The 14,237-nt window shown below is 37.8% G+C and carries 14 protein-coding genes; 1 reads left to right on the top strand and 13 read right to left on the bottom strand.

What is annotated here, in order from left to right; genetic code table 11:
* Positions 1-27: 27 nt before the first annotated feature.
* A complete protein-coding gene (locus GCWU000282_RS06930; RefSeq protein WP_023354345.1) occupies positions 28-2,754 on the bottom strand; it encodes a family 78 glycoside hydrolase catalytic domain in 2,727 nt (908 codons plus the stop codon).
* Positions 2,755-2,935: 181 nt separating this feature from the next.
* Between GCWU000282_RS06930 and GCWU000282_RS06925 the strand changes: the two genes are divergently transcribed.
* A complete protein-coding gene (locus tag GCWU000282_RS06925) occupies positions 2,936-4,144 on the top strand; it encodes a helix-turn-helix domain-containing protein (protein ID WP_023354344.1) in 1,209 nt (402 codons plus the stop codon).
* A gap of 33 nt (positions 4,145-4,177) precedes the next feature.
* Here GCWU000282_RS06925 and GCWU000282_RS15875 read toward each other — a convergent pair whose 3' ends face one another.
* From GCWU000282_RS15875 to GCWU000282_RS06870, 12 genes are all read right to left on the bottom strand, one after another.
* The gene (locus tag GCWU000282_RS15875) at positions 4,178-4,684 is read right to left on the bottom strand and encodes an HAD-IA family hydrolase (RefSeq protein ID WP_023354343.1); all 507 of its coding nucleotides are present in this window, start codon (positions 4,682-4,684) and stop codon (positions 4,178-4,180) included.
* A 27-nt stretch (positions 4,685-4,711) separates the two neighbouring features.
* Positions 4,712-5,611: an IS3 family transposase gene (locus GCWU000282_RS06915; RefSeq protein ID WP_207637278.1), complete on the bottom strand. Its 900-nt coding sequence runs from the start codon at positions 5,609-5,611 to the stop codon at positions 4,712-4,714.
* A 2-nt stretch (positions 5,612-5,613) separates the two neighbouring features.
* A complete protein-coding gene (locus tag GCWU000282_RS16620) occupies positions 5,614-6,030 on the bottom strand; it encodes a helix-turn-helix domain-containing protein (protein ID WP_023354341.1) in 417 nt (138 codons plus the stop codon).
* A complete protein-coding gene (locus tag GCWU000282_RS16615) occupies positions 6,008-6,292 on the bottom strand; it encodes a helix-turn-helix domain-containing protein (protein WP_023354340.1) in 285 nt (94 codons plus the stop codon). The genes GCWU000282_RS16620 and GCWU000282_RS16615 overlap by 23 nt, the downstream gene beginning before the upstream one ends.
* A gap of 398 nt (positions 6,293-6,690) precedes the next feature.
* A complete protein-coding gene (locus tag GCWU000282_RS06900; RefSeq protein ID WP_023354338.1) occupies positions 6,691-7,491 on the bottom strand; it encodes a hypothetical protein in 801 nt (266 codons plus the stop codon).
* Positions 7,476-8,183 (bottom strand): ABC transporter ATP-binding protein, encoded by a 708-nt coding sequence (locus GCWU000282_RS06895; RefSeq protein WP_023354337.1) that lies wholly within the window; start codon positions 8,181-8,183, stop codon positions 7,476-7,478. Before GCWU000282_RS06895 ends, GCWU000282_RS06900 begins: the two co-directional genes overlap by 16 nt.
* A 19-nt stretch (positions 8,184-8,202) precedes the next feature.
* Positions 8,203-8,562 carry a GntR family transcriptional regulator gene (locus GCWU000282_RS06890; protein WP_023354336.1) on the bottom strand — a complete coding sequence of 120 codons (360 nt, stop codon included), beginning with the start codon at positions 8,560-8,562 and terminating at the stop codon, positions 8,203-8,205.
* A gap of 251 nt (positions 8,563-8,813) precedes the next feature.
* The gene (locus GCWU000282_RS06885; RefSeq protein WP_023354335.1) at positions 8,814-9,794 is read right to left on the bottom strand and encodes a glycoside hydrolase family 32 protein; all 981 of its coding nucleotides are present in this window, start codon (positions 9,792-9,794) and stop codon (positions 8,814-8,816) included.
* Entirely contained in the window at positions 9,778-10,200 is a 423-nt protein-coding gene (locus tag GCWU000282_RS15870) for a glycoside hydrolase family protein (protein ID WP_023354334.1), read from the bottom strand. The genes GCWU000282_RS06885 and GCWU000282_RS15870 overlap by 17 nt, the downstream gene beginning before the upstream one ends.
* A 73-nt stretch (positions 10,201-10,273) precedes the next feature.
* Entirely contained in the window at positions 10,274-12,079 is a 1,806-nt protein-coding gene (locus tag GCWU000282_RS06880) for an extracellular solute-binding protein (protein ID WP_023354333.1), read from the bottom strand.
* A gap of 57 nt (positions 12,080-12,136) precedes the next feature.
* Positions 12,137-13,036, bottom strand: coding sequence for a carbohydrate ABC transporter permease (locus tag GCWU000282_RS06875; RefSeq protein WP_023354332.1), 900 nt, complete (start codon positions 13,034-13,036; stop codon positions 12,137-12,139).
* Between the two features lie 15 nt (positions 13,037-13,051).
* Positions 13,052-14,032: an ABC transporter permease gene (locus tag GCWU000282_RS06870; protein WP_035039699.1), complete on the bottom strand. Its 981-nt coding sequence runs from the start codon at positions 14,030-14,032 to the stop codon at positions 13,052-13,054.
* Between the last annotated feature and the right edge of the window lie 205 nt (positions 14,033-14,237).

The following is a 14,237-nucleotide window of genomic DNA, read 5'->3' as shown; positions in this document are numbered from 1 at the left end:
CTCATTATCTCCTCGTAATTATTTATATTAAGCTTCCTGTGTATTTAGTGCCTGAATAATTGCAGTGTACATTGGTTCCGCTTCCGGAGCGGATGTAAGTAATTCTGCCAGTGTCATAGAACAAGCAAATTCTATCATTGGATTTTCCAAGAATCCCGGAGCCATAATTTCCAGCATCTCACGGCCAAGTGGTTCGGAAATAACCTCTCCTAAATTACTGTCCAATGAAAAACGCTCCTTTTTCAAATTTGTTTCTGTACCATATTCATATTCATATGTACCGGAACCAAGCTCAATTTCTCCTTCTTTTTCCGGAAGATATAGCACTGCAGACGTATTTGCAGGTATCATAACTTTTACATTTATCTTTTTATTCCTGCATTCCCAATGTGAGAGAATTTTCCCATATGGTGTTTCTAAAGTTGTATCAGCCTCTTCTATCCCTTTTACAAACATTGGCCGTATAATAAACTTGTGATATCCGGGCTCAATTTGCTGTATCCCGCCTACTTTTCGATACACCCAATCTCCGATAGAACCGTACGCATAATGGTTGAGGGAGTTCATTCCCGATGATTCGAAATCACCCTCCGGAAGGATAGAGTTCCAACGTTCCCAAATTGTTGTTGCCCCCATATTTACAGAATATAACCAGGACGGAAAATCTTCTCTCATAAACAGTATAGCCGCCATCTCATGTTCCCCACTATCAGAAAGTGCATGGCATAAATACGGAGTACCTACAAATCCTGTTGAAAGATGGTTTTTATGATTTACAATATTATTTTTTAACGTTGTAATAATCTGTTCACGATCCTTTTCTTTTGCAAGATTAAAATAAAGCGAAAGTACGCAGCCTGTTTGTGTTTCGCTGACAATACGTCCTCTGGAAGTATAATATTCATCCCTAAAAGACTTTAATGTCCGTTCGTGTAGCTCGCTGTATTTTTTCTCATCTTCTTTCTTTCCTAATACCTGCGCTGTTTGTATAACAATGTCTGTAACATAAATATAATAGGCATTTGCAATCAAATATTTATCTGTAGCGCCTGTTCGATCGGCACTTTCTTCTTTATCAAGTGCAAGCCAGTCGCCATACTGGAATCCGGACATCCAAAGACCATTTTCATTTGTATGATTCTGTATATAATCCACCCATTCGTGCATGCACTTCCATCCGTCTTCCAGAATTTTTTTATCACCGTAATTCTGATATACTACCCATGGAATAATAACTGCTGCATCGCTCCAGGCAGAAGAACTGTAACTACCCATAATATCCGGAACAACGTGAGGAACACCTGATTCAAGACTGGAATCTGCCATAATATCGTGCATCCATTTTGTAAAAAATCTTGCTGTATTCAGGTTAAATGCAGCTGTCCAGGAGATTACCTGTGCATCACCCATCCAGCCAAGACGCTCGTCACGCTGAGGGCAATCTGTCGGTATATCAAAGAAGTTGTCACGAATCCCCCAGGTAATATTATTCTGCAACCGGTTTACTTTATCATTTGAACAGTGAAATACTCCAATTTTTTCCAGGTCAGAATGCATTGCACAGGCAGTAAACATTTCCGGAGTTAAATTTTCCACCCCGTCTACCGCAATATAGCGGAATCCATGAAATGTAAAATGTGGCATCAAAATTTGCTTTTCCCCATTTAAAATATATGTATCATGGGACTTTGCACCACGGAGCGTATCCGGATAAAAAACACCGTTTTTGTCTAATGTTTCTGCGTGACGGATTGTAATTTTCTGCCCCTCTTCACCTTTTATGCGAATCTCTACTAATCCGGTAATGTTTTGCCCAAAATCGACAAGCTGATTCCCTGCCGGATCATTAAATACTTTTTTAGGCTGAAATAGTTTAGTCACACGAACAGGCTCGCACTCCTGTGGACATAACACCGTTTTATCAAATGGAACAACTGAAACTTTGCCTTCTCTTATTTCAGGCTGATTTGTGTCAATCGTTTCACCCATATAGATTTCACTATATCTGATTTCTCCTGTACGAACTTTCCACGTATCATCTGTTGCAATAATTCTTGAACTTCCGTCTTCGAATAAAATATGTATTTCCGTAAATGCTTCTACTCTGTTCCCGTACCTGTTCGGTTTACAATCAAATCCAAGAATTCCTTTATACCAACCATTTGCAACAGTAATCGCAATTTCATTTTCCTCTTTTAACATTTCTGTAATGTCATAAAACTGATACTGCAATCTCTTGTGGTAGCTTGTCCATCCGGGACTCATGAATTCTTCCCCTGCTTTTTTTCCGTTTACACATAACTCATATACGCCATGAGCGGTTGCATACGCATATGCATGTACAATCTTTTTTTCTAAATAAATATTTTTATAGAAAACGGGGCAGGCAGTTTCTTCTTCCGGAAAATCATGTGTAATCATGTTTGCTACAAATTTATTACCGTCAAAGATGCCTGTTTGAAAGCTTGTATGTGCCTTAGCCACTTCTCCGTGGTTCGTTTTCACAGCCACAGATACCTCATATATTGTTTCTTCCTTTAATGGTTCTCCCCCATAAGGTATAAGTACTGACTGCCAAGAATTAATCTCGCCTGTACTCCACATAAGCTTTTCTTTTTCTCTCACTTCGATGGAATACGACTCTTGCAGAGTTGTCTGCTTATCTGATTCAATTTTCCAGGATAATCTGGGTTTTCTGATTGCAAGTCCTTTAGGAGAGCTCTGATACTCCACAGTTAGATTATAAACTCTCATATAAACCTCCCTATAAATTTTTACATTATCTTTTATTAGCTATTTTACTTCTGTCCATTTGAAAACATCATAGAAAAACAACAACACTTTTGTTATAGCATATCTCATGTTTTCTCTTTTGTATTGCAATTATGAGCTTAATATTGTAAAATTAAGTTAAATTATTAGGGGGGGACTTCATATGGATTGGATATATTTTTGTCAAAATTTTTATTCTGCAACCTATGTTCCAATTTCATATTATCGCTGGCCACAGCAATTTATTTGGGCAAATCCAAAACCTTTACGTGATATGTCCAATTATAGTTCTGCCCTTGCAGATAAAATTAAATTCACAAAAAATCCGGATTATTTTATTACAGATTCCTATGCCTATTTTGGTTTAATTAATATTAATGATTCTCCTTCTAAAATGGATTTTTTGATTATCGGACCGTTGTTCAGTACACCTTGTTCCGAGGAAATGATTCATGACTTTCTACATGAAGGTAACCTTTCCGGTGAACCGGCGGATGAAATGAGACAGTTTTTACTGAACACACCTCCTGTCTCTTTTCAGCAGCTGTTATCCCTGCTTTCTTTTCTTAATTTATGTATTAATGGAAATGAAATCGATATTGATAAACATTTTAATTTGTATAAGGAATCTGAGATAAAAGAAAATATTTCCCGACTGTTTTCTTCTGAAATGTATGAAAATCGAGAAAATGAGCGTTTTCATAATACGTATGAATTTGAACAGATGCTTACAGATTGTATTGAGCATGGTAATGTTTCCAAACTGCAAAATATTTTAGGTATGCAATATGCGGAAACTAATTTTAATTCAGGAATTCTTTCTTCAAACGCACTGCGAAATAAAAGAAATTTATTTATTAGTATGGTAACACTTGCCACCCGTGCTTCTATCCATGGGGGACTTGATATTGAAGAGGCCTACCAGTTAAGTGATTTATACATACAGGAATGCGAAAAAACTTTATTTCCGAATAAAATCGATCAGCTCTACTATCCTATGCTTATTGATTTTACCACGAGAGTTTCCCGCAGGCAGCTTCCGATTGACGGTATGTCGAAGGATATATTTCAATGTATACAGTATATTTCCAAACATACGAATGAGCCGCTCAGAGTAAATGATGTAGCAGACTATATAGGGAAAAGTCGTTCTTATATTACTCGAAAATTTCAAACAGAATTAGGATTCGGGATCAGCGCTTTCATTATGAAGTGTAAATTGGAAGAAGCGAAAAACCTTCTCTCTTTTACAAATAAATCCTTAAGCGAAATAAGCAATTACCTTTGTTTTTCCAGCCAGGCCTATTTTCAAAATGTATTCAAGAAAAACTATGGTATCACACCTTTACAGTATCGGGAAAATACTCGCTGAATCAGTGTTTGTTCCATTTGCATTTATATGCAACTATAATATCCCGACTCTTTCCATAAATTTCCTTAAAAGTCCTGCATTTCCATTATACTGATAACCATCTATCCCACATTCATAGGCTCCCTTAACGTTCGCTGCCAAATCGTCTATAAAAAAACATTCCTCTGCCTTCAAGTCATAAGTTTTAAGCACATAGTCAAAGAATTCTCTGTCAGGTTTTACCGCTTTTATGTCTGCGGAGACTATTTTTGCATCTAACAGTTTGAACGCTTCCACACTATCTTCATATTTATGAAAAGACTCTGCGGCATTGGAACAGAGGAAAAGCTTATAACCTTTATTCTTAAGCTCCTTTATAAGCTCATACATTTCCGCACTTTCAGTCTTATATTTATACCAGCTGTATATCACTTCTTTGGCAAGCGGATGGTATTTTTCATCCAGACCTTTTACAGTTTCTTCATAGATTCCTTCTTCCGTAAGCTCTCTGAACTGCTTCCCGTCAAGTAGACAATTAAAAAAATAAAAATTTTCTGCCATCAGATAGTTTTAATCTGGTGGCAGTTTTTATGCTGCCGCCAGATATTGTTCGTGCTTCTCGAATGGAGTTAAAATTCCCAGTTTTCGTTGTAACCGTCTGGTGTTGTAGTATTCAATGTAATCCTCTATCATTTTCACAAGAGAATCTCTGACTGTAAACCGATTGCCATAATACCGCTCACGTTTCAAAATGCCCCAGAATCCTTCCATCGGGCCATTATCGATGCATTTGGCTATTCTGGACATACTTTGTGTCATACCCGCAGCCTCAAGCTTGGCATGAAAGTTCCGATTGGTATATTGAAATCCTCGATCAGAATGACACATAGGTGTTGCTCCCGGATTGGAAACAATCGCCTTATCAAACGTATTGAAGACCAGACGATTGTCGTTATGGTCACTGATCACATATGCGACAATCCGCCGGTCATAGAGATCAAGTATCGCGCTAAGATACACTTTATGCTTGTCATTGTTCTCATCATACCATTTGAATTCTGTGACGTCCGTCAACCATTTCTGATTTGGAGCTTCCGCTGTGAAATTTCTGTTCAATATGTTATCCGCAATAAACTGGGGATTTATCGCCTGTCTTGTACATCCGGTATTGGAATACTTGATCGTGGACTTAATCCCTTTCTTACGGCAGATCCGAAGCACTCGTTTATCATTTGTCTTGATTCCGTGATAACGTTCCAGATCATCCCGTATTCTGCGATAGCCCTTATCAGGGCTGGCCATATGGATTTTTTCGATTTCATCAGCAATGTATTCATTTGCTGCTTCATAAGCAGGTTTCTCTCTGTGAAGCCATTTGTAGTATGCCGCACGGCTTACAGATCCCAGTTTGCAGAGCGCACTAATCGGATAACCATGCTCTTCGTGTTCTTCTTTGATTGCCTGATAGACCTGTCCGTGTCTGACCAGGCTTAGCCCCGCCTCCTCTCTATCTTGTCGAGTTTTTTTAAGAAAGATGCCTCCATTTCGGCTCGTTCCTTTTCGGCACGCAGAATCTTGTTTTCGGCACGGAGTTTCTCCAACTCAGTCATTTTTTCAACCGGCTTTGGTCGGCCGCGCCTATCCTGGAGAGTGTTCACTCCACCTGCTTCATACTTTACGATATAGTTTCGTGCCTGCTGATAGGAAATGCCGAATTTAGCTGCTGTTTCAGCATAATTACGGTCATGTCCAATGCAGTATTGAACGATTTCCACCCTCTCATCGAAGGTTGTTTTTCTTCCCTTGGTCATGATAAATGTTCCTCCTGTCCTGGAAACTTTCAGCTCCTCATGACTATTATACTTCTTTATCCAGTTTTGTAACTTACTTTTTGTATCTGATTCCATAGCGCTGGCAGATTTCCTGTTGGGAACCTTGACCGCAGAGATAATCCAATACTGCCTGCTCTTTCAGCTCTTTTGAATACCGTTTATTTACTGTAACAAGAAAGGCTCCTTCACCTTCACTCTTATAAATGCTTATCCATTGTTGTATGGAGGAGAGACTGATTCCCAATCTGACAGCAGCATGTCGGAGTGATTCTTTACCTTCTAATATCAGATATACTGTCTGTAATTTCTCTGAATGTGATATCTTGCTTTTAGACATAAAATGCTCCCTTCCAGGCAGTAAGAGATTTTATTTTTTCTCTTGTCTACCTAGAAGGGAGCATATCACTCCTTTATCAGACCTTGCCCAAGCCCTGGTATATAATATTTTATATTTCAAAAAATTAATTAGCTTAGCATCTTTTGTATACATAGACAGAATGTAATCAGGAGAAAAATCCATAATCACGTTGCCCATATCGAATAAAATATTTTTGTACATCACATTCTCTCCTCTTTTTCAATGTAACAGGTAAATTTATTTACTACCTTGTGTTTTTATAGTTTATCATATATTTTCTAAACTTAAAAGCATAAGTTTTAAATGAAAATCAGCCTTCTATTCTACATCTGTAGTTTAGAGGGCCGACTTATCAAATTATGATAAAATATTATCTATTACAAATTCAGTTTCTTCTTCATAATTACTACGCTAATAACTGACATAATAGCTATTCCTATTACTTCAATTCCTATTCCCCAACAAGCTATCGCATTCACAACAGCACCCGGAGTCCTTATACTTCTGATAAAATTATCCACTATACCTGCACTAGCAAGAGATACCATTGCTATTGCTCCAAATATCTGTAATGCGGTTGTAATAAGCCAATAAGAAAGAATTGAGCCGAGTACCGGATGTGACTTCCAGTTCTGTCCTATAGAGATACAGAGGAATAAAAGTCCAAAAGCAGCAAATACAGAACACACAGCTCCGAGTATAATAAGAAAATATGTTAATCCTGTAACATTATATCTTGCTGCAACCATAAACAAATCCTTTAAGGACACCTTGCCTACTGCCAGAACCTCATTTGCTACTCTGGTAAGCGGATACCCAAGGCTGACAGCTGTGGTAATGATTGTGCCTACACTTGAAGATATCAGCATAGCAAGATAAATACCTGATTTTTTCACAGGAAGAGTATGGGTGAGATAGCCCTCAACCGAGTACACCTTTCTGTAAAACCTGACTGCAAATACCAACACAATAATAAAATTAACTGCCAAAATTGATAGTATATATATTCCGGCAAAGACACCGAAAATCTTCTCAAATATAGTTCCTGTGAACACTCCCGAATTATACACCTGTTCAAATACAACCGAAAGCAAATGCATACCCAATACTATTGTATTGATTAACAGAAGAAACTTTCCTATATTTCTAAATTCATTTTTAATTAATTTGCCAAACATGCGAACACCTCCCTAAATAATCCGTCTATGGATTTTCCTTCCTTCTCTCTTATATTTTCCGCGCTATCGTTAAGTACAATATTTCCTTCCTTTATAAATACCACGTCATCAAGTATCTTCTCTATTTCAGAGATAAGATGAGTTGCTATAATTACCGTTGCTCCCGGATTGATATTGTTGAGTATGGTTTGTAATATATAATCTCTTGCTGCCGGATCTACTCCTGCGATAGGTTCATCCAGTACATATACCTTAGCTGCCCTGCTCATAACCAGGATGAGCTGCGCCTTTTCCCTGTTTCCTTTTGAAAGGAACTTAAACTTCATATCAGGATCTATGTTTAAGCTTGCAAGCATTTTAAATGCTTTTTCTTTATTAAAATCTGCATAAAAGTCTGCAAACAGCTTGGTACATTCATGGAAACTCATTTCATCTCCGAGATAGTCTTTGTCCGGAAGATAAGAAACTATGGATTTAGTCTCTACACCCGGAAGATTTCCATCTATTCTGATCTCTCCCGAAGTTGGAGTTAAAAGTCCGTTTATGAGTTTAATAAGTGTGGTTTTACCGCTTCCGTTTGGTCCTAACACACCTACTATCCTACCTTCTTCAAGATTTAAGTCAATAGCATTCAGAGCCGACCTTCTTCCGTATTTTTTTGTAAGTGCCTTACATTCTATTACATTTCCCATTTTTATTTCCTTTCTCTTGTTAAGCCTTGTAATTGGCTATTAAGTTTTGTATTTCTTCCATACTGTAGCCAAGTTCTCTCATATATGTCATACATCTTGAAATCTCTCTCTCGGCCATAGTCTTTTTTGTTCCCTTGATTTTCTCTACATCCTGTGTGACTGTTCTTCCTGTGCTTCTCATAGTTACCAACAGCTCCTCTCTTTCAAGTTCACTAAGTGCTTTCTGCATAGTGTTTGCATTTACTTCAGCCTCTGCCGCAAGTTCTCTTACCGATGGTATCCTGTCTCCTGCTTTGTACACTTCTGTAACTATTCTCCGCCTTATCTCATCCATGAGCTGTGGATAGATAGGCAGTCCTTCATCCAGTGACCACGCCATAGTTTCCTCCTTTTAATTTATATTTTATTTGTTTTATTGTCTTGGTGTATTAAGTTATTAATACAATATCATAATAATACGTTTTTGTCAACAGTATTTTTTATAATTTTTTTTATTTATATGATATAAGTGTCAAAAGCATAAAAATTCGCTTGGGACTTGCTTGCAAGAGAATTTATTATCTTTTGACACATGAAAAAAATACCACATCATTTTATTGACATGGTATCTTCTTACTGACTTATCGCCATTTAATCTATCTCATAAAACTTAACCTTCAAATTCCCTTCGATCTCTATTCTCTCATAAGGTGATTTTGGATATACGGAAGCAGATATAGGTATCAGTCCGTCATCTGCAAATGTCTCAATGAAAGATGTATCAAAAATAATTTCAGTCTTGCACCTTCCTTTAATAAGTCTTCTCGCCATAAGCTTATTGTAAGATTCGCTTGCAAATGTATCATTGAAGTCTTTTAACCCTGCTCTGCTCCTATCAAAAAATATTTCATTCTCATCAATTTTGATAATAACTTCTTCACCATTTTCATTATAAAGCCTGATACCGCCCTCTCCTTCGGTTAAAATTCCGAAACACTCTGTATGAAGCCTGTAACCGTCAGATATCTCTCTCTTGTTATTCCTGTACTTATCAAGTCCCTCAGGCACAAAACTGACTCTTAAACCTCTGTCTGTCTTTACTATAGCCATTTTTCTGGCTAAAGTCATTTTACCGCTGAATTCCTTACTCGGAGTCTCATTTGCATAAGCCCAGTTATCCCCCCAGCCTATCATTACCTTTTCCTCAAGATTCTGAAAGGTAACTGCCGCATAATTATCTGTTCCAAAGTCAAGAAGCATAGGTTCTTCACATCTTTCAGTATCTATAAATGCAGAACCGTCAAAATCTCCTATATAATACTGAGTTACATGGCTCATAAAATGCCCACCCTCTGACATAGGTCTGTTTCTCTTCTCATTCGGAATTATCATGCTTATTATGAGTACCCACTTTGTGCCTTCTTCCGTCTCTAGTGGAAAACAGTCAGGGCATTCACAGATTCCTGAAAGACCATTATCTCCAGCCTTAAAAGTTCCCGTTTTCTCCCAGTCTTTAAGATTTTTGCTAAAGTAAAATTCCACCTCTTCTCCGGCTGCCACAACCAAACTGAATCCTTTTTTAATAGGATTGTAAAATACTTTCGGGTCTCTGAAATCATTTTTTTCTTTCATTTACAATAACAGGATTCCCGTAATATTTCTCAAAATGCTCATAATCAGTACTATAAGCTATACTCTGTACTTCTTTGCCGTCTTCTAAGCCATGGTTTGTAAAAACCGCAACTATAGGCGGTTTGCCATTTACGCCAAAACCTGACACATTTTCCTTATCTATAACTGCTGAACCGGAAAAAATAAATCCAAGTTCATCCGGGTACAGAGCGACAGGTTTATGCTCCCAATGAATTAAATCCCTTGTTACCGCATGTCCCCAATGCATAGGCCCCCAATTAGTTGCTTCGGGATAATGCTGATAAAAAAGATGATATTCTCCGTTAAAATAAACCATTCCGTTTGGATCGTTTATCCAGTTCTTCGGAGCCGTAAAATGTATATTCGGTCTGAAATCTTTTCCCATAAAATCTATTCCTTTCTAAAAAATGAGCTGTCAGGTAAAAGTACCCAACAGCTCGTCAATCGGACAAATTATATTACTTACTGGTTCTGTCTACTGCTGTCTGATAAATATTTACAAGTTCTTCAACACCGGCGTTCTTAAGCTCCTCAAGATATGCATTCCAGTTGTCATCCGTAACACCGCCTGTAATCCACTGATTGATATATCTGTCTACTATATCGGAAATTGTAGGCTGAATCTGAGCAAGTCTTGAAAGTTCTTCGGTTGTCATAAGCACTCTTGGAATGGATTCATATTCCTTCATTATGTCTTCTTTTCCGTTAACCTTCTGATTCTCAAGAAGCTGAACCGCATCGTAAGCATATCCTGCTACTTTTTCATAGTAATCATTAAGCACTATCATAGAGCCACGGCAAGGAGTAGAGTTTACACGAGCCTCACCAAAGTTGGTATATTCTGTCTGCGCAACATATCTTCCCTTATCATCAAGCGGAGTTCTGAGAATACCCTTATCATCCTTCTTGTAGTTATATCCTTCCGCACCCCAGTTTGACTGGATTGCTATAGCAGGATCACCTGCCATATAGTCAACGAATCTTGCAATTACATGTGGGAACTTACAGGTTGTTGTAATAGCTGTATCAGAAGAATCCTGAAGCTCTGAGAAGTTATTCTCGAAACCTGTCATCCCCTTAGCACCTTTAAGTCTTGGAATTGCTACATATTCATCATGTACATCAAGATTAGTAATCTCCTGGTCTGTCCAGGTACCAAAGCTACCTATTCTTGCTACGTCCTCTTTAATAAGAGACGACTGATAAGCAGCACTTGAATCAGATTCAAAAGAACCGTTCCAGATGAGCTTTTCTTTATTTAGCTCATTGAAGAAGGCTGCTGTGTCCTTAAAAGCAGGATCCATAGCCGTAAATGTAACCTTACCGTCTATAAGTCTTAAATGGTCTGCATAAGCATTACCTCCGCAGTAGGAATCTGCCTGTCCAAAAGCTCCGGTGAAACGATAGAACATATTATAAGAACCAAAAGTATCATCTGCACCGAACCATGATGCCATCGGAATCTCATCTGCCTTACCGTTTCCGTTAAGGTCTCCTCCGTCTCTGAATGCCTTGAGGCAGTCTACCCATTCATCAACTGTAGTAGGAACCTTCTTGCCTACTTTGTCAAGCCAGGTTTTATTTATAAGGAAAGGGCCTCCCGTAAGCACAAGTCCGTACATTTCTTCGATATAAGGAAAACCGTAAGTATGTCCGTCAGGAGCTTTAATCTCTGTCCAATATTTTGGATGGTCGTCAAGTATCTTCTTAACATTTGGCATATAGTTATTTATAAGATTTTCTGTAGGCAGGAAAATGTCCTGATCAGCATACTGTACTACTATGTTACCTGACTTACCGTCTCCGAAGTTCCAGAATACATCCGGAAGGTCGTCACCTGAAGCAAGCATAAGGTTGATTTTTTCCTGAGCACCTTCACCCGGAATAGGCTGCCAGTCAAATTCTACACCTGTATCCTCAGCCCATTTTTTAACCATTGCAAGTTCACCCGGAGCAACAACTCTGTCTGCCGAGTTAACAAGAAGCATTGATATTTTCCCGTATTTTTCTTCAAAGGCCTTAGGATCTTTCACTATAGGAAGGGTTCCGTCAAGATTGATAATGCCTGCTTCAACAGCCTCTTTTTCTTCAGCTGTCAAATCATCAGCAGTTGCTGTGCTTCCTGATTTTGCAGAACTTGCAGCATTGCTTCCTGTACTTTTTGTGCCGCTTGTAGTATTTGCCGCATTTCCTCCACAACCTGATAACAAACTTACTGCAAGTGTCATACAGGTTAACATAGATAATATCTTCTTTCCTTTCATACTTCTCTCCTTTTCTTTGTATATAATTTTTAAAACTTTACAAATTTGATATGAAGCTTAACCTTTTACCGCTCCGATAGTTACACCCTTTGCAAAATATTTCTGCAAGAATGGGTAAGCTGCAAGCAATGGAACTGCGGAAGCTACAACTATACAATACTTAAGCTGTTCAGCAAGCTTCTGTTTTGTTATCATTGCATCTCCTGACGAACCCATCTGATTAGCCTGATTCATAAGTACCAGGTTACGAAGCACCACCTGAAGCGGCATCTTATCATCATCTTTTAAGTACATAAGTGCATTAAAGAACTGATTCCACATTGCTGTAGCATAGAAAAGACACATAACAGCAATTATAGTTGTTGAAATAGGAATGGCTATCGAAAAGAAAAATCTTAAATCCGAACATCCATCTACTTTTGCAGCCTCTAAAAGCTCACCCGGTATGCCTGCTTCAAAGAAAGAACGGCATACAATGAGATTGTAGGCTGATACAGCAACAGGCAGTACCATAGCCCAAATGCTGTTATAAATTCCAAGGCTTTTAATAGTAAGATAAAGAGGAATAATACCGCCGCTGAAGAACATTGTAAATGTAAATACAAAGATAAGTCCTCTTCTTCCCGGTAAATCCTTCCTTGATAAAGCATATCCTGCAGGTACAGTTGTTATAAGCGAAGTAATTGAACCAACAACAGTGTAAAGTATTGTATTTCCGTACGCAGTCCATAAAGGCTTATACTTTAAGGTGGTCTCATATCCCTTAAGATACAGCTTTTCCACAAACAATAATGGCTTTCCCGAGTTTACTATAACCGGATCTGTCATAGATGCTATTACAACATAATAAATAGGATAAATAATAACCAGGCAGATAGTTATCATAATGATTGCATTCACTATTCCAAATACTCTCTCGCCCGTTGACATTTTCATTCTTGTACTGACAGCTCTCATTTTACCTCTCCTCTCTTAGAATATACTTATACTACTCACCTTTTTAACTATTTTGTTAGCTAAAACGAGGATAATAAAGTTTACAACCGAGTTAAATAAACCAACCGCAGTAGCAAAACTATATTGTGCAGTCTGCAAACCTACTTTGTATACATAGGTTGAAATAAGCTCACTCACTATCGTATTTGATCCGTTTTGCATGAGGAAGGCTTTTTCATAGCCGACATTCATAATGTTTCCAACCTGAAGTATCAGCATAAGTATTATCGTCGGTAAAATCATCGGGATATCTATATAGAGAATTCTTTGGAACCTTGATGCTCCGTCAATCTTTGCAGCTTCATAAAAATCCGGACTTATAGATGTCAGGGCTGCTATGAATATTACCGCATTAAAGCCCATGGTCTGCCAGATATTTGAACCGATGAAAAGAGTTCGGAACCATTCCGGTGAAGATGTAAAAAGAGTTTCAGAACCTCCTGCACTCTTTACCAAATTGTTTACAACACCGTTTGCCGAAAAGAAGACTGTAATTATACTTACTATTACTACATTAGACATAAAATACGGTGCGTAGCTTATAGTCTGAATTGTCTTTTTCACCTTGTCTCTCTGAATCTGGTTCAAGAGAAGCGCAAATATTATTGGTATAGGAAAGGCAATTACCAGACTTTCCAAACTGATAACCACAGTATTTATTATAGCATTTACAGCTATACTGGTACTGAAAAACTGTGTAAAATACTTAAATACAGGTTTTGCCCAAGGACTTCCAAGTATACCCAGTCTGCCTTTATACTCCTTAAAGGCAATAACAAGACCATACATAGGATAATAAGCAAATACTGCTGCCCAGATAAGAGCAGGAAGCAGCAAGAAGTATAACTGCCACGCTTTCAAAACTCTTTTAAGGCCGCCCGTCTTTACTTTAGGAGGTTTTTGCTTTTTCTCGGACTTAACAACCTGAGCAGGTACAACATTTTGGTTATTTTTCATTCCCTCTCTCCTTTGCTTTTTGTATGGAAACCTTTTCATATAGTTATAATAGTTAAAATAACCAAAAATGTCAATAGTTTTTTATCTATTTTCAATCAAGCTTTTTATAATTAAATCAAAAGTTATTTATAATTGTGTGCATTTTCTTAATTTTTATGTATATTTGCACAATATCTTGACATATAAAAAATGCGAGAGTTTAATC

The sequence above is a fragment of the Catonella morbi ATCC 51271 genome (assembly GCF_000160035.2).
Lineage (GTDB): Bacteria > Bacillota > Clostridia > Lachnospirales > Lachnospiraceae > Catonella > Catonella morbi.
Note: the sequence above shows the minus strand (reverse complement) of the source record. Positions and strands in the feature narration are given on the sequence as shown.